This window comes from Laribacter hongkongensis DSM 14985 (assembly GCF_000423285.1).
GTDB lineage: Bacteria > Pseudomonadota > Gammaproteobacteria > Burkholderiales > Aquaspirillaceae > Laribacter > Laribacter hongkongensis.
Genome location: NZ_AUHR01000002.1, coordinates 41,070 through 57,580, shown reverse-complemented (window position 1 = coordinate 57,580; position 16,511 = coordinate 41,070). Strand labels below are relative to the sequence as shown.

Below are 16,511 nucleotides of genomic sequence, written 5' to 3'. Positions count from 1 at the left end.
GGGTGCCGTCTTTTTTTGCCTGTCACCGGCCAAACCGGCAAAAAAGCGGGCCATGCCCGCTTTTTTTCATCACCTGCCAGAGCAGCTCAACACTCGGTCATGTTCACCGTCACCGCCAGACCGGCCAGCGAGGTTTCCTTGTACGTCGCCAGCATGTCGCGCCCGGTTGCCAGCATGGTGGCGATCACCGTGTCGAGCGACACCTTGTGCTGCCCGTCCTCCAGCAAGGCCAGCTGGGCAATCTTGATGGCCTTTTCCGCAGCAATGCCGTTACGCTCGATGCAGGGAATCTGCACCAGCCCGCCGACCGGATCGCAGGTCAGCCCCAGGTGGTGTTCCATCGCCATTTCGGCGGCGTTTTCCACCTGCGCCGGCGAGCCGCCCAGGGCAGCGCAATAGGCTCCGGCAGCCATCGAGCAGGCTACGCCCACTTCGCCCTGACAGCCCACCTCGGCCCCGGAAATCGATGCCCCCATCTTGTAGAGCATGCCGATGGCGCCTGCCGTCGCCAGAAAATCGACCACGGCCGCATCACTGGCCCGCGCATTGAAATTGCGGAAATACTGCAACACCGACGGCACGATGCCGGCAGCGCCATTGGTCGGTGCCGTCACCACCCGGCCCCCGGCGGCATTTTCCTCGTTCACGGCCATGGCGTAGAGCATCGGCCACAGCATGATGTCCATGCGGCCGGCCAGCTGCTGGCTGACCAGCTTGCGGAAAATCGACGGCGCGCGGCGCTTGACCTGCAACCCGCCCGGCAACACGCCATCATGCCGGCAACCGGCCTCGATGCAGCCCTTCATCACCTCGGCAATGTCGAGCAGGCGCTGGCGCACGTCGGCCTCGTTGTTCCAGAAAAACTCGTTGGCCAGCACGATATCGGCCACCGGTTTCTGCTCGCGCCGGCAATGCGCCAGCAGCTCGGCCGACGATGAAAACGGATACGGCGGCATTTCCCGCTCGGCCAGCGGCTCGCCGAACTGCTCCTCGGTCACGACAAACCCGCCGCCGACCGAGTAATAGCGCTGTTCGCGCAGGCAATGGCCCGCAGCGTCAAACGCGGCAAACTGCATGCCGTTGGAGTGCGGCTTGAGGAACTGGTGCCGGTTCAGCCGCACGTCGGTGGCAAAGTCAAAGCCGATTTCGCGCCGGCCGGCCAGCTTCAGCGGCGTCCCGGCCTGCAAGGCACGAAAGCGCGGCTGCACTTCGTCCGGATTCACCAGATGTGGCAAGGCGCCCTCCAGCCCCAGCAACGTGGCCGACACCGTTCCGTGTCCCTCGCCTGTCAACGCCAGCGAGCCATACAGGTCAGCCTGCACGCGCGCCACCCGGTCGATCAGTCCGTCGGCCTCCAGCCCGGCCGCAAACTCGGCCGCGGCTTTCATGGGCCCGACGGTATGCGAACTCGACGGGCCGATGCCGATCTTGAACATATCGAACAAACTGATCATGAACTGCTTTCCTTCCAGCGCGGCCAGCCTGGCCAACGCGATTGTGTCTACTCCGGCTGGCGCGAATCCAGCCACAACGTGACCGGGCCATCGTTCACCAGCGCGACCTGCATGTCGGCACCGAACACACCGGTCGGCACCGGGCGCTGCAATGCTTCGGACATGGCAGCAACAAATTGATCAAAACGGCAGCGCGCAAGTTCCGGCGGCGCGGCACGGCTCCACGACGGCCGGTTGCCTTTGCGGCAGGAAGCAAACAATGTGAACTGGCTCACGGCCAGTACCTCGCCACCATCCTCCAGCACCGAGCGGTTCATGCGTCCTTCGGCGTCGCTGAACACGCGCAGGTTGACGATCTTGCGCACCAGCCAGTCAATGTCGGCCGCACCGTCTTCCGGCTCGACCCCGACCAGCAACAGCAGCCCCCGGCCGATCTCGCCCACAACCTGCCGGTCAACCTCCACGCTGGCCTGACCGACCCTCTGCAACAGAACTCGCATGCCTGCCCCTTTCTGGCGTGAGTGTACGTTATAGATTCAGTAAACTCTAATAAACAATGGGTCCGCTGGTCGCACCGCCCGCACCAGTCAAGGCAAAGAAAAGGCGCGCCTCCAGCCAGGAGTGCGCGCCAGCGTCAACCGGCCTTGCGGCTAGCGGCCTGGAGCGGCCTCCAGCACGTAATAAAACTCCTTGCGGTCCCCCGAGCGCAGCCCCTGCCACAAAGGATCAACCGGCTTGACTGCATCACGGTCGCGCATCGTGAAGAAATGCCGGCACTGATGGGCTCCGGCACTGTCCAGCGGACGTAGCACCACGCCTCCGTGATAGCGGGCCAGGGCGATCAGGCTCAGCGACACGTCAGTCACCATGCAGGCATCGGCCAGCGGTGACACGGCCAGCGACTCGAACACCTTGCGGTAGCTTTTCTGCCCGTCGATCCACGGCAGCCACAGGCTGGCCGCCAGCGACCAGATCAGCGTCACGCCGGCCGCCCAGTTGGTTGCCGCCTTGCGGCCGCCCATGTGCCGCCGCGTCACCGCCCAGATCCAGACTCCCGTGGCCACCAGCGCCAGCAACAACGGCGGTACGCTGACCTGCGGCACGTAGTCCGGATTGAAAAAATGCGCCCGCTGCGCCAGCCTGGCCGGCCAGCCGAAATTCATCGCCGCCCAGCCAATCCACAGGAACGTGGCAATCAGGCCAAAGGTCATCAGGCCAAACCAGTTGAAAAACGCCGCAGCTCCCCGGCGCAGGCCATCCAGCTCGACCGCCGCCAGCACGGCCAGTGGAATCAGCAGCGGCAGCGCCAGCTCCTGCTCCTTGACCGGTGACAGGAACAGCATCGCCGAGATCACCGCCACCATCAGCAAGGGCAGCTGGATCACCGGCGTTTGCCAGTGCCCCCGCCGGCGCCACAGCGTCCAGACCGCCAGCGGCCACAACGGCAGCGCAAACCACGGGAAAATCTCGAGGTAATAACCGAACTCGCGCACCGAGAACGCACCGCTGAAATCATGGAACACGCCCAGCGCCCGCTGGTGCAGCCAGAAATCGAACAAGAGCGGTGACGACTGCGCCAGGGCCAGCGGCCACACCAGCACCAGCGGCAGGCCGACGGTCAGCCCCACCGCCCAGGTCTTGGCGTGTTCCGGCGTACGCCAGGCCCGGAATACCGGCAGCAGCAACGCCACCAGCCAGACCAGGCCGGCACCGACCACGCTCGACGACAAGGCCAGCGCCCCGCTGGCCAGCCCCAGCAGCGCTCCGGCCAGCCAGCCCTGCGTGCGGGCACGCGACAGTGCCCACAGTGCCAGAGCCATGGCGGCAAAGGATGCCACGTCAGGCGAGGCCGAATGACCGAACAGCATCAGTCCCAGTGCGCCCAGCAGCAGCATGGCGGCACTGCGCCCGTGCCGGTAGCCGATCAGGTCGCGCCCGGCCAGACCGGTAAACCACAGGGCCAGCGCCATGAAAAGCGGCGTGGCCAGCCGCATGCCGTCTGCCAGCGGCATCACCGGCCGCAGCAGGCCGGCAAACCCGGCCGCCACCCAGTAATACAGGGGCGAGGCATCCAGATAGGGAACACCGGCAATGGTCGGCACCAGCCAGTGGCCGTCCTCCAGCATGGACTGCACCACGCCGACGACGTAACCCTCGTCCGGTTTCCACGGGTCGTGACCGAAAATGCCCGGCCAAAGCCAGAAAAAGCACAGCAGCAGCAGCATCCACGGCCGCTCGACGCTGTGGGCGGCCGGACTGTCCTGCGTAGGGGTATAGGTAAGCATGCCTGAACCTGGAGTCACGAAAAACCGGCGCCACAAAACAGCGCCGCCCGCACACGGGGCGGGCGGCAATGATACCTGTTAAGTCTGCTGGCCCGCATCCCGCAGGCCGGCAGCCTAGCGGGCAGCCACGATCTTGATCTCAACCTTCCACTCCGGATTGGCCAGCTGCGCCTGCACCGTGGCCCGCGCAGGCGGGTTGTCGCGGTCTAGCCAGGCATCCCACGCCTCGTTCATGCCTTCATAGTCGGCAAGGTCAGCGAGGAAAATCGTGACATCAACAATGCGCGACTTGTCCGAACCGCAGCGCTCCAGCAGGCCGTCGATAGCCGCCAGCACATCAGCCGTCTGGCCACGGATGTCAAGACTGGTGTCGCCGGGCACCTGGCCTGCCAGAAAAACCAGATCGCCGGCAATCACGGCCTCGGACAGCCGGTGGCCGGGGTCAATGCGTTCGAGAAACATGCAGTCCATCCTTCCAGTGGGTTAAACCTCCGGTGATTGTCGCCTGCGCCCGGAATCCCGGCAATGCCCTTGCCCCGACCTCAACCGGCCTGCAGGTCAGCCACCAGCACGCGCAGGAAGCGCGCGGCCTCCATGCCGGTGGCAGCCCGGTGGTCAAAGGTCAGCGATACCGGCAGGACACGGTGGACGCCGACCAATTCCCCCACGGCCACCGGCTGTGGCCGGATGCGGCCGGCCCCCACGATGCAGACAGTGGGCGGCACGATCACCGGACTGGCGTAACGCCCGGCCACCATGCCGAAATTCGACAGCGTGATGCTGTGGCCGCGCAGTTCTTCCGGCGCCAGCGACCGGTTTTTTACGTCGTGCTTCATCGCTTCGATGCCTGCACGCAGGTCTGCCTCGCTGCGCGCGCCCACATCGCGCAACACCGGCACGAACAGCGCGTCATCCATGTCCAGCGCCACGCCGAGGTCGATCGTGTCGCGGCGCCGGAACGACAGGCTGGCAGCATCAAACCAGCCGTTGAGTACCGGCACGGCGCGGCAGGCTGCCACGATGGCGCGGATCAGCCGCAGGGTCGTGTCGCTGCCCGCAGGCCAGGCATCAATGTCGGCATCCTCCACCAGCGTCACGGCGGCCACGTCCACATGGGCCCGGCTCATCGACTGGGCCATGGCACGGCGCGGGCCGCGGATGCGCTCGTAGTGTTCGGGCGGCTCGGCCACAGACGGTGCCGCCACTGGAGCCGGAGCCTGCCGTCCGGCCTGCGCCTCGACATCCGCCAGCACGATCACCCCGTCCGGGCCGCTGCCCGTGACCGCAGACAGCTCCACTCCCAGCCGGGCAGCCAGCAGGCGGGCTGCCGGCATGGCCCGGACCACACCTCCGTCCGGTGCCGTTTTCCGCTCGAACACCACGCCGGGCGCGGCGGCACCGGCTGCCGGACGGGCGGGTTCCACATGGCCGACCACCGTGCCGCTGTCATTGCAGCCCGCGTCCTCGTCAATGTCCACCAGTGGCGCGCCCAGCGGCACGATGTCGCCGACTCCGGCATGGCAACGCATGACCAGCCCGGCAAACGGAGCCGGTACGTCGACAATCGCCTTGGCCGTCTCCACCGACAGGAGCGGCTGGTCAAGCACCACCCGGCTGCCCTCGCCGACATGCCAGGCCACGATTTCCGCTTCCTGCAGGCCTTCGCCCAGATCGGGCAGACAAAAGGTTTTCATGCAGCTTCTCCCTCGTTCGGATCAACAGGCCAGCACGCGCTGGCAGGCTGCCAAGATGCGCGCCGGACCTGGCAGGTAGTCGTCCTCGCGGCGCGCCAGCGGCATCGGGATGTCAAAGCCGGTGACCCGCTCGACCGGCGCCAGCAGGTACGCCAGCCCGTCACCGGCCAGCCGGGCAGCAATCTCCGCGCCCAGCCCGCCGCTCAATGGTGCTTCGTGCACGATCACCACCCGCCCGGTACGGGCGACCGATGCCAGCACGGTGTCCATGTCCAGCGGCTTGAGCGTGGCCATGTCGATCACCTCGGCCTCGATGCCCTGGTCGGCCAGCGTGTCGGCCGCCAGCAGGGTTTCGTGAACGGCCGCACCCCAGCTGACCAGGGTGAGGTCGCTGCCGGGTCGCAGCACAAACGCCTGGCCCAGCGGCAATGCCGTCCCGTCGTCGGCCACCGGCTCGCGCAGCAGGCGATAGAGCCGGGTGGGCTCGAGGAAAACCACCGGGTCCGGGTCCCGAATGGCGGCCAGCAAGAGGCCGTAGGCCCGGGCCGGCGAGCTGGGCGACACCACCTTGATGCCGGGAATGTGCGCCAGCCAGGCTTCGGGCGAATCGCCATGATGTTCGGGCGCATGGATGCCGCCGCCGACCGGCGTACGCAGCACCATCGGGCAGGCCAGCCGGCCGCGGGTACGGTGCCGCATGCGGGCGGCGTGGTTGATCAGCTGGTCGAAGGTGGAATACATGAAGCCGGCAAACTGGATTTCGCAGACCGGCCTGAGCCCCTGCGCCGCCATCCCGACGGCCATGCCGGCAATCAGCCCCTCGGCCAGCGGGGTATCGAACACCCGCCGTTCGCCAAAGCGGGCCTGCAAGCCCTGGGTGGCGCGAAAAACACCGCCGTTGAGACCGATGTCCTCGCCGAACAGCAGGACGTCCGGGTCGTGTTCCAGCTCGTGCGCCAGCGCGGCGGTGATGGCGTCCAGCAATGTCAGTCCGCTCATGCTTCAGTCCCCTTCGGCCACAAAACGGTCACGTTGCGCCAGCAGGTCGGGCGGCAGGCTGGCGTAGAGCCGGTCGAACAGCTCGCTGCGCGGCATCGGCGCCACCGCTTGGTATGTGGTGACGGCCTGCTGGACGGCGGCCTGGGTTTCGGCCAGCAGGGCTTCTTCGTCCTCTTTGGTCCACAGCCCTTCGGCGGTCAGGAAACGCCGCAGCCGTACCAGAGGTTCACCGGCCCAGGCGGCGCTGACTTCGGCTTCCGGCCGGTAACGGCGGGCGTCGTCGGCCGTGGTGTGGTCGGCCAGCCGGTAGGTCAGGCATTCCACGACGCTGGCACCGTGGCCGGCACGCGCCCGTTCGACGGCCTGTCCGACGGTCTGCCGCACGGCCACGATGTCGTTGCCGTCGCACTGCACGCCCGGCACGCCGGCCGCGATGGCCTTTTGCGCCAGGGTTTCTGCCCGGGTCTGCCGCTGGCGCGGTACCGAGATCGCCCACTGGTTGTTGACGATGACGAACACCACCGGCAGGTTCATCACGCCGGCGGCGTTGACGGCCTCGTAAAAATCACCTTTGGAGGTGGCGCCGTCGCCCAGGCAGCACACGGCCACCTTGGGCTGGCGCCGGTAGGCAAAGGCCGCCGCCACGCCCACGGCATGCAGGCACTGGCTGGCAATGGGCACAGCCACCGGAAAATCCTCGCGCGGCCCGGCAAAGTCGCTGCCGCGTTCGTCACCGCTCCAGTACAGCAGCACACAGCCCAGGGCGAGGCCGCGCCACAGCAGGGCCCCGGTGTCACGGTAGGTCGGCAGCAGCACGTCCTCCGCCCGCATGACGCTCGCCAATCCGACCCGGCTGGCTTCCTCGCCCAGCGACGAGGGATAGGTACGCAGCTGTCCGGTGCGCTGCAAGGCCACTGCCCGCGCGTCGAACACGCGGGTCAGCGTCATGGCGCGGTACACCGGCACCAGGGCCGCCGGATCAAACCCGGCCGGACGGGCAGCCAGCCGGCCACCGGCATCCAGCCAGTCCTGCCTTTCGACCGTAAAACTCGCTATCGTGTGCATGCACTGCCTCCCGGTCATCCCCGCTGTCATGCGGGAGCACTACTTGCTGGATAGGCATTGCCGGAAGATTTGTCATGCTGCGGCGCGGCAGCCGGGGCAGACGTTTACAATGCCGTCCATTCATTTTGCGGAGTTTTGTCATGTCGCCCGTCCTTGCCTTCGACATCGAGACCATCCCCGACATCAGCGGACTGCGCGCAGTCCGCCAGCTGTCGCCGGACATGCCGGACGCCGACGTGGCCGAATGGGCGCTGCAACGCCAGCGCGCGAAGTCCGGTTCGGACTTTTTGCCGCACCATTTGCAGCGGGTAGTGGCCATTTCCTGCGTGTTGCGCTGGGGCAACGACAAGCTGCGGATCGGCACGCTGGGCGAGCAGGACAGCAGCGAAGCGGACATGATTGCGGCGTTTTTCGACCTGATCGGCCGCTACAGCCCGCAGCTGGTCAGCTGGAACGGCGGCGGGTTCGACCTGCCAGCCCTGCACTACCGCGCGCTGATCCACGGCATCACCGCTCCGCGCTACTGGGACATGGGGGACGGCGATTTTGCCGACAGCCGTGATTTCAAGTGGAACAACTACATCAGCCGCTACCACCAGCGGCACCAGGACCTGATGGACCTGCTGGCGATGTACCAGCCCCGCGCCAATGCCCCGCTGGACGACATGGCTAGGCTCTGCGGTTTTCCGGGCAAGCTCGGCATGGACGGCAGCCAGGTGTGGCCGGCCTACCAGGCCGGGCAGCTGGCCGACATCCGCGACTATTGCGAAACCGATGCCGCCAATACCTATCTGGTGTACCTGCGTTTCCAGCTGATGCGCGGCTCGCTGACGCCGGCGGAATACGCCACGGAAATCCGCCTGGTCCGCGACTGGATCGGTACCGAAGCCGGCAAGGCGCACTGGGCGGCATTCCTTGCTGCCTGGCCCGAAGCCTGACCGGCCACGCCCCGCCCTACCAGCCGGCAGCCAGCCGGGTAACCAGATCGGCCGTCGCCAGCGGATATTCCAGCGGGAACAGGTGGCTGCCAGGCGCTGGCTCCACCTGCATGCCCAGCCGCCGCCGGATGAAGCGCAGGTCTGCGGGCTTGATCACGTCGGTCTGCTGGCCGACCACGTAGACCGCAGGCATGGCCAGCGGACGGGCCAGCCGGCTCCAGACATGCGGCAGGGTGCAGTACACGCGGTATTCGATTTCCGGCCGGAAGGCCAGCCGTACGCCACCGTCGCTGGGCTCGCTGCCGAGCCGGGCATAGTCGGCCAGCACGTCCGGATCAAAACGGGAAAACGGCCGCTTGGCAGCGAAATACGCCTGCATGGCATCGGTGCTGTCAAAAGCATCGCGGCGCCGGAGCGTCACGCCGGCCGGCGTGATGGCCTCGATCCGGCCCAGCCGTTTGGCCGCCCACAATCCGCGTGAACGCCACGGCGACATCAGGGGCGAATCCAGGATCACCAGCCCGCGAAACAGGTCGGGCCGCCTCAGCGCCACCATGACGGTCAGCGCCCCGCCTAGAGAATGTCCGACACCGATGACCGGGCGACCGACGGCGGCAATGGCCTGCTCCATTTCGTCAACGAGGTGCGGCCAGTTGTCGCTGACCGGATAGCGCGGGTCATGACCGATGCGCTCGATGGCATGAACGTCGAAAGCATCGTCCAGACGGGACAACAGCTTGCGGTAGCAACCGGCCGGATAACTGTTGGCGTGGGCAAAGTGCAGGGCTGGGCGCATCGGCTTTTAAAACGATCGTTTGACGGATATTGCAGGTTAGCATACTGTCCTCTCCGGCACGTAACCGGCATGCACCGCCGGACCGGCGTCCGGCCCTGCATCCCCGGGCCATGCCCGGCATGCCGGCGGACAGGGACAGCAGCAAACCGGACACTGCCCCCTCCCGCCACAGCCGGCCCGGACGCCAGGCAAACACCGCACAAAAATTGTGCAATCCGGCTTACGCATGTCATGATCCCGCGATCACAGCCCACACCCGCATTCATGAACACCGACACCGAGACCTCACCCCAGCCCGCCGGTTTGCGCGGATACCGGGTGTTGTCCCGCCGGGATGTCGGGCTGGTCGTGCTGTTCTTCCTGCTGTTCGAGTGCGTGGCATTGTGGAGCTGGTACCGCAATGAACACGCCAGGCTCGAACGCGGTTTCATGCACGACAGCGAAGCGCTGTACCAGCAGGTTTCCCAGCGTTTTGACCAGAACGAAGCCGCCCTCAACAGCCTGGCCGCCCTGTTTTCCACCTTTGACGGCCTCAATTACCGGGACATCAACACCTTTACCGGCACCCTGCTGGAACAGTACCCGCATCTCTTTGCCATTGATGTCCTGCAACGGGTGGACCACGCCCAGCGACCGGCCTTCGAACGTGACCTGGCCCAAAGCGCCGGCTCCGCCCTGACCATCCGTGATTACGTTGACGGCAACTGGCAGGTGTCGCCCCGCCGGCCGCAATACCTGCCGGTCATCTTTGTCGCACCTCCCCGCGTGTTGCCAGGATCAGCGCTCGGACTGGATGCACTGGAGTCCCGCCCCCTGCGCTCGGCCCTCAGCCAGTCGCTGGCCCACGGCCGGGTGGTGGCTTCGCCACCCTACCGGCTGTTCAACGGCAAGCCCGGTTACGCAGTCAGCCTGCCCCTGAAACTGCGCGACGTGCAGGCGTACAGCAATGCCTCCAGCAATTTCGCCATCCTGCTGGTGATCGACACCCACCGGCTGCTGTCGCAACTGGATCTGGAAGAACTGCCCAGCCGGGTCCGCCTGTATTACCGCCGGCCCGGCAGCAATACCGCTCCGCCGCTGATTTTCGACAACCGCGGCGAACGGGTGCCACCGATCACGGGCGACCTGCAGTTCAGCCGCACGCTGGCATCCAACTACCAGCCCTTCACCCTCGACATCCAGCGCGACATTGTCCTGCGCGACCTCAACCTGTCGCTGTTTGCCCTGATCGCCACCGCCGGCCTGCTGCTGACCGCCCTGCTGACGGCCTGGCTGATCCAGCGCCGCGAAACCGCAGAACAGCGACGGCTGGCAGCTGCCGAGCTCTACACCAGCCGCGAACGGGCCAGCGTCACGTTGCAGGCCATCAACGATGGTGTCATTACCTTCGGCCTGTCGCAGCGCATCGACTTCATCAATCCGATGGCAGCCTCCCTGACCGGCGTGTCGGCCAGTGCAGCCATCGGCAAGCAGATCGACCAGGTAGTGCGGCTGCGCTACGACTTCGCCCAGAGCCTGCCCGCCAATCCGTTCAGGCTCTGCCTGCGCAGCGGACATGCCATCGACCTCGCCGACAACAGCCTGCTGCTGCATCCCGGTGGCGAGGAAATCCTGCTTGAAGGCAACATTTCGCCACTGTTCGATCCCAACAGCCAGGTAATCGGCGGTGTGTTCGCCTTCCGCAACATGGGCCCGGTCCGCCAGCGGGCACGTCAGGCACTGGAAGAAAGCGAGCGGCGCCTGCACGAGCACGAGGCCCATCTGGCGCATGTGGCGCGCCTGCACACCATGGGCGAAATGGCCAGCGGCATCGCCCACGAACTCAACCAGCCGCTTGCAGCCATCGTCAACTACAACCAGGCCTGCCTGCGCCTCATCGAAGAAGACGAGCCGGATTTTCCGACGCTGCGGCATGCGCTGTCGGCCACGGCCACCCAGGCCCAGCGTGCCGGCGAAATCCTCAAGCGCCTGCGCGCCTTCGTGGCCCGCCAGCCCATCCACCTGGCGCCGGTCGACCTGAACCAGGTCGTCAAGGACGTGCTGGCACTGGCCGAATACGACGTGCGCCGCCACGAAGTCACGGTGGATACCGCGCTCAGCCACGATCTGCCGCCGATCATCGCCGATGCCATCCAGCTCGAGCAGGTCGTGCTCAACCTTTTGCGCAATGCGCTGGATGCCATCCAGACCGTGGCGCCGTGGGGACGCATCCACCTTGCCACCAGCCATGCAGAACAGCACGTTCGCCTGACGATTAGTGACAATGGCTGCGGTTTGGGCGAACATGCCGACCGCATGTTCGAACCGTTCTACACGACCAAATCCTCAGGCATGGGTCTGGGCCTGACCATCTGCCAGACCATCATCGAGTCGTTCGGCGGCCGCATCCGTGCGGCCAACCAGGCCGCCGGTGGTGCCGTGTTCACGATCGAGCTGCCGCTCAACACTCCGTCTTCAGTGGAATCCCGCCATGTCCCATCCGATGCCTCCCCGACAGCAGCTTGACCCGACCGTCTACGTGGTCGACGACGACCCGGCCGTGCTCGACTCGGTCGTCCTGCTGTTGCGTTCGCACGGTATCACCGCCCAGCCGTTCGATTCGGCCCGCCACTTCCTCCAGACCTACCAGCCAGGCCAGATCGCCTGTCTGGTGCTGGACCTGCGCATGCCCGGCATGGGCGGACTGGAGCTGCAACACGAACTGGCTGCGGCCGACTTCGACATCCCGATCATCTTCCTGACCGGGCACGGCGACGTGCAGCAGTGCAGCCACGCCTTCCGCGCCGGCGCCATCGATTTCCTGACCAAGCCGATCGACGAACTGGCGCTGGTATCCGCCGTGCGCCACGCCGTGCAGGAAAGCATCCGCCGTCACACCAAGCAGGCGCAGACGCGCGAAGTGGAAGAACGTCTCACCCGCCTGTCCAAGCGCGAACTGGAGATCGTCCGCTACATCGTCGACGGCATGTCCAGCCGGGAAATCGCCCATTTGCTGGAACTGTCGCCGCGCACGGTCGAAGCCCACCGCGCCAACATCTACGACAAGCTCGAAGTGGTCACGCTGGCCGACCTCGTGCGGCTGTACCTGACCGCCCTTTCCGACCGCAAACTGGCTGAACGGCTCAATGCCATGGCGTCAGCCTGACCGGCTCCGGCACAAGGCGGCGTATAATCGCGCGTTTTTTGCCCTGTGCCGCCGCCGATGTCCCGCGACCTGCTTGCCCCGATCGATGCCCTGCTGACCCGTTGCCTGGTCCGCGACCGCCACGCCCTTCTGCGCCGGCGGCGCGAACTTGCGGAGCGGATCAAGGCCGGCAAGCCGGCTGACCGGCTGGCCGCGCAGCTCCTGGCTGCCGCACAGGCATCGGCCGACAAAGTGGCTGCACGACGCGAGCGCCTGCCGGTGCCCGCGTTTGACGAGGCCCTGCCGGTCAACCAGAAGCGGGACGAACTGCTGGCTGCCATCGACGCCAACCAGGTCGTCATCGTCTGCGGCGAAACCGGCTCGGGCAAGACCACCCAGCTGCCCAAGCTGTGCCTGCAACTCGGCCGCGGTACCCGCGGCTTGATCGGCCACACCCAGCCCCGCCGGCTGGCGGCGCGTTCGGTGGCCAGCCGCATTGCCGAAGAACTGGGCACGCAGATCGGCCAGGGCGTCGGCTTCAAGGTGCGCTTTACCGACCGCACCTCCGACCAGAGCTTCATCAAGCTGATGACCGACGGCATCCTGCTGGCGGAAACCCAGACCGACCGCTACCTCGAAGCCTACGACACCCTCATCATCGACGAGGCGCACGAACGCAGCCTCAACATCGACTTCCTGCTCGGCTACCTGCGCCAGCTGCTGCCGCGCCGGCCCGACCTCAAGATCATCATCACCTCGGCCACCATCGACGCCGAACGCTTCAGCCGCCACTTCAACGGCGCCCCGGTCATCGAAGTGTCCGGCCGCACCTACCCGGTCGAAGTCCGCTACCGGGCGCTGGGCGAAAAGGATGAAGACGACCGCGACCTCGCCATGGAAGACGCCATTGTCGATGCCGTCGACGAACTGGCCCGCCTCGGCTCCGGTGACATTCTGGTGTTCCTGCCCGGCGAGCGCGAAATCCGCGACACCGCCGAGGCGCTGCGCAAGGCGCGGCTCACCGTGCGCTACGAAGTGCTGCCGCTGTTTGCCCGCCTGTCCAACGAAGAGCAGAACCGCATTTTCAAGGGCGGCAACGGCCGGCGCATCGTGCTGGCGACCAACGTCGCCGAAACCTCGCTCACCGTCCCCGGCATCCGCTACGTCATCGACACCGGCCTGGCCCGCATCAAACGCTACAGCCCGCGCGCCAAGGTCGAACAGCTGCTGGTGGAAAAAATCTCGCAGGCCGCCGCCCGCCAGCGTGCCGGCCGCTGCGGCCGGGTCGCCGCCGGCGTGTGCATCCGCCTGTATGCCGAAGACGACTTCAACGCCCGCCCGGCCTTTACCGACCCGGAAATCGTCCGCTCCAACCTCGCCGCCGTCATCCTGCGCATGGCATCGCTGCGGCTGGGGGCGGTGGTCGAATTCCCCTTTATTGACCCGCCATCGGCACGCCTGATCGCCGACGGCTACGACGTGCTGCACGAACTCGGCGCGGTCAGCGAGCGCGGCGAACTCACCCCGCTGGGCCGCGAGCTGGCCCGCATCCCGGTCGACCCGAAAATCGGCCGCATGCTGCTGGCAGCGCGTGACTACCACTGCCTGCGCGAAATGCTGGTGCTGGTGTCGGCGCTGTCGATCCAGGACCCGCGCGAACGCCCCTTCGATGCCCGCGAGGCAGCCGAACGCGCGCAGACTCGCTTTGCCGACGAACGATCGGACTTTCTCGGTTTTCTGGCGCTGTGGGATTTCTTTGACGACGCGCTCAAGCACAAGAAATCCAACCGCCAGCTGGTCGAGCTGTGCCACAGCCATTTCCTGTCGCACCTGCGCCTGCGCGAATGGCGCGAACTGCATGGCCAGCTGGCGCAGATCGCCCACGACCTCGAACTGCGCGAAAACCAGACCCCGGCCACCTTCGAGCAACTGCACAAGGCACTGCTGACCGGCCTTCTGGGCAACCTCGGCATGAAGTCGATGGAAGGCGACGACTACCTCGGCGCCCGCGGCATCCATTTCCATGTCTTCCCCGGTTCCGGCCTGAAAAAGAGCAAGCCGAAATGGCTGGTGGCAGGCGAACTGACCGAAACCAGCCGCCTGTATGCGCGCACGGTGGCCAGGATCGAGCCGGAATGGATTGAGCCCCTGGCGATGCATCTGGTGAAGCGCCACTACTTCGAGCCGCACTGGGAAAAAGCCCGCGGCGAAGTGGTCGCCAGCGAGCGCGTGACGCTGTACGGCCTCAATATCGTGCCGCGCCGCACCGTCAGCTACGGCCGCATCGACGCCACCGAAGCGCGGCAGATCTTTGTCCGCGAGGCACTGGCCAACGGCCAGCTGCACACGCAGGCACCGTTTTTCCGCCACAACCAGCGCCTGATCCGCGAAGTGGAAGAACTCGAACACAAGGCGCGCCGCCAGGACGTGCTGGTGGACGAGGAAACCCTGGTCGCCTTCTACGACGAGCGAATTCCGGCCGACATCTGCGACGCCCGCAGCTTTGACGCCTGGCGGGAAGGCGCGGAAAAAGCCGACCCGAAACTGCTGTTCCTCGATCGCGACTACCTGATGCAGCACGCGGCGGAACACATCACCGAAGAACAGTTCCCCGAATGGCTGGACACGCCGGATGGCCGCCTGCGCCTGGGCTACCGCTTCGAGCCGAACCACCCGCTCGACGGCGTGACGGTCGACGTGCCGCTGGCCATCCTCAACCGGCTGGAACCGGCCCGGCTGGAGTGGCTGGTGCCGGGGATGATCCGCGAAAAGCTCGCCCTGCTGATCAAGGCGCTGCCCAAACAGATCCGCCGTGCCTGTGTGCCGGTGCCGGATTTCGTTACCCGTTTCCTGTCGACCGGCCCGCGACAGGACCAGCCGGTCGGCCCGCAGCTGGCACGCTTCATCCTGCGCGAAACCGGTGGGGTGGAAGTCGACCCGGCAGCCTTCGAGACCGCCGAGCTGCCGGCCCATGCACGCATGAACCTGCGCGTGCTCGACGACGGGCGGCAGGAGCTGGGCATGGGGCGCGACCTCGTCACCCTGCAAAAGCAGTTCGGCACCGCCGCCGAACTCACCTTCCGCGACAGCACCCACGAATTCGAGCGTGACGACGTGCAGGGCTGGGACGTGGGCAACCTGCCCGAAAGCATCCAGTTCGCCCGCGGGCGCCAGCAGCTGACCGGCTATCCGGCGCTGGCCTGCGAGGAAGACCGGGTGGCCCTGCGCCTGTTCGACACGCCGGAAAAAGCCTGCGCCGCCCACCGGCAAGGAGTAGTGCGCCTGTTGCGCCGCGAGCTGAAGGAACACATGAAGCAGCTCGCCAAAGGGCTGCCGGGCTTTACCCAGATCGCCCTGCAACTGCGCGGTGTCGCCAGCGCCGACGCGCTGCTGGACGACGCGGTGGCCTGCATCTGCGACCGCGCCTTTATCGGCGACGACGACGCACCGCGCAGCCAGAAAGCCTTCGACGAGCAGAAAAAGCGCGCTCGCACGCGCCTGCCGGCCGTCACGCAGGCCGTCACGCAATACCTGACCGCGATTGCCGCCGAATACACCAGAACCACGCAGATGGCCGACAAGCACCGGCTGGGCCCGAAGCTCGGCCCGGAAATCCGCGCGCTGGTGTATCCGGGTTTTCTGGCCGCCACGCCGTGGGCACAGCTGCCGAACCTGCCGCGCTACCTGAAAGCCAAGCAGCTGCGCATGGACAAGTACGCCAGCAACAGCCAGCGTGACGGCCAGCGCGGCGCCGAGGTGGCCGCCCTGTGGCAACGCTGGGCCGACAAGGTGGCCGAGCTGGACGCGCGCGAAGGCGCACCGCAGGTGCTGCGCGACTTCCGCTGGCTGATCGAGGAACTGCGCGTCAGCCTGTTTGCGCAGGAGCTGAAAACGCCGTTCCCGGTATCGGTGAAACGGCTGGAAAAAGCCTGGGCTGATCTCCGGCTGCAGGCAGGCAGCAACACCGGCCGGCGATGACTTTACGGCCAGGCAGGAAAACCTGGCCGTCATGAGCAGCCCGGACCAGCACCATGCTGCGCCGCAGCGGCTGTCAGCGAACCGCTCTCTCCGCTTTCGTGGGCGTGAATCCTGCCCGGCCGGCTGCGGTCAGCGGCTCCGGATGTTCGACATACCATGCCGCTGCGACCGTTCCAGA

The 16,511-nt window shown here is 66.4% G+C and carries 12 protein-coding genes; 4 read left to right on the top strand and 8 right to left on the bottom strand.

The genetic code is table 11. The features are described from left to right. Positions 1-86: 86 nt before the first annotated feature. The 7 genes from G542_RS0101780 to pdhA form a co-directional block, all read right to left on the bottom strand. Positions 87-1,454 (bottom strand): L-serine ammonia-lyase, encoded by a 1,368-nt coding sequence (locus G542_RS0101780; RefSeq protein WP_012697735.1) that lies wholly within the window; start codon positions 1,452-1,454, stop codon positions 87-89. A gap of 47 nt (positions 1,455-1,501) precedes the next feature. Continuing rightward, the gene (dtd, locus tag G542_RS0101775) at positions 1,502-1,954 is read right to left on the bottom strand and encodes a D-aminoacyl-tRNA deacylase (protein WP_027823221.1); all 453 of its coding nucleotides are present in this window, start codon (positions 1,952-1,954) and stop codon (positions 1,502-1,504) included. 150 nt (positions 1,955-2,104) lie between these two features. Further along, positions 2,105-3,739 (bottom strand): ArnT family glycosyltransferase, encoded by a 1,635-nt coding sequence (locus G542_RS0101770; RefSeq protein ID WP_027823220.1) that lies wholly within the window; start codon positions 3,737-3,739, stop codon positions 2,105-2,107. A 114-nt stretch (positions 3,740-3,853) separates the two neighbouring features. Next, the gene (locus tag G542_RS0101765) at positions 3,854-4,201 is read right to left on the bottom strand and encodes a RidA family protein (RefSeq protein WP_027823219.1); all 348 of its coding nucleotides are present in this window, start codon (positions 4,199-4,201) and stop codon (positions 3,854-3,856) included. Between the two features lie 80 nt (positions 4,202-4,281). After that, the gene (locus G542_RS0101760; protein ID WP_027823218.1) at positions 4,282-5,433 is read right to left on the bottom strand and encodes a dihydrolipoamide acetyltransferase family protein; all 1,152 of its coding nucleotides are present in this window, start codon (positions 5,431-5,433) and stop codon (positions 4,282-4,284) included. 21 nt (positions 5,434-5,454) lie between these two features. Beyond that, the gene (locus tag G542_RS0101755) at positions 5,455-6,432 is read right to left on the bottom strand and encodes an alpha-ketoacid dehydrogenase subunit beta (protein WP_027823217.1); all 978 of its coding nucleotides are present in this window, start codon (positions 6,430-6,432) and stop codon (positions 5,455-5,457) included. 3 nt (positions 6,433-6,435) lie between these two features. Further along, the gene (pdhA, locus tag G542_RS0101750) at positions 6,436-7,497 is read right to left on the bottom strand and encodes a pyruvate dehydrogenase (acetyl-transferring) E1 component subunit alpha (protein ID WP_034984839.1); all 1,062 of its coding nucleotides are present in this window, start codon (positions 7,495-7,497) and stop codon (positions 6,436-6,438) included. Between the two features lie 140 nt (positions 7,498-7,637). Here pdhA and G542_RS0101745 point away from each other — a divergent pair, with 140 nt between their 5' ends. Beyond that, positions 7,638-8,435, top strand: a complete 798-nt coding sequence (locus G542_RS0101745; protein WP_027823215.1) for a 3'-5' exonuclease — start codon at positions 7,638-7,640, stop codon at positions 8,433-8,435. A 16-nt stretch (positions 8,436-8,451) separates the two neighbouring features. On the opposite strand, the gene G542_RS0101740 is transcribed toward G542_RS0101745, so the two are convergent. Next, on the bottom strand, positions 8,452-9,231 hold the full coding sequence (locus G542_RS0101740) for an alpha/beta fold hydrolase (protein WP_027823214.1): 780 nt from the start codon (positions 9,229-9,231) through the stop codon (positions 8,452-8,454). A 231-nt stretch (positions 9,232-9,462) separates the two neighbouring features. On the opposite strand from G542_RS0101740, the gene G542_RS0101735 reads away from it, so the two are divergent. Genes G542_RS0101735 through hrpA form a run of 3 tightly spaced genes read left to right on the top strand, consistent with a single transcriptional unit; the run spans position 9,463 to position 16,333 of the window. Then, complete coding sequence (locus tag G542_RS0101735) at positions 9,463-11,736, top strand: ATP-binding protein (RefSeq protein WP_162142319.1); 2,274 nt, start codon at positions 9,463-9,465, stop codon at positions 11,734-11,736. Continuing rightward, positions 11,702-12,376, top strand: a complete 675-nt coding sequence (locus G542_RS0101730) for a response regulator transcription factor (RefSeq protein WP_012697745.1) — start codon at positions 11,702-11,704, stop codon at positions 12,374-12,376. The genes G542_RS0101735 and G542_RS0101730 overlap by 35 nt, the downstream gene beginning before the upstream one ends. A 57-nt stretch (positions 12,377-12,433) precedes the next feature. Next, complete coding sequence (gene hrpA, locus G542_RS0101725; protein ID WP_027823213.1) at positions 12,434-16,333, top strand: ATP-dependent RNA helicase HrpA; 3,900 nt, start codon at positions 12,434-12,436, stop codon at positions 16,331-16,333. Positions 16,334-16,511: the final 178 nt, after the last annotated feature.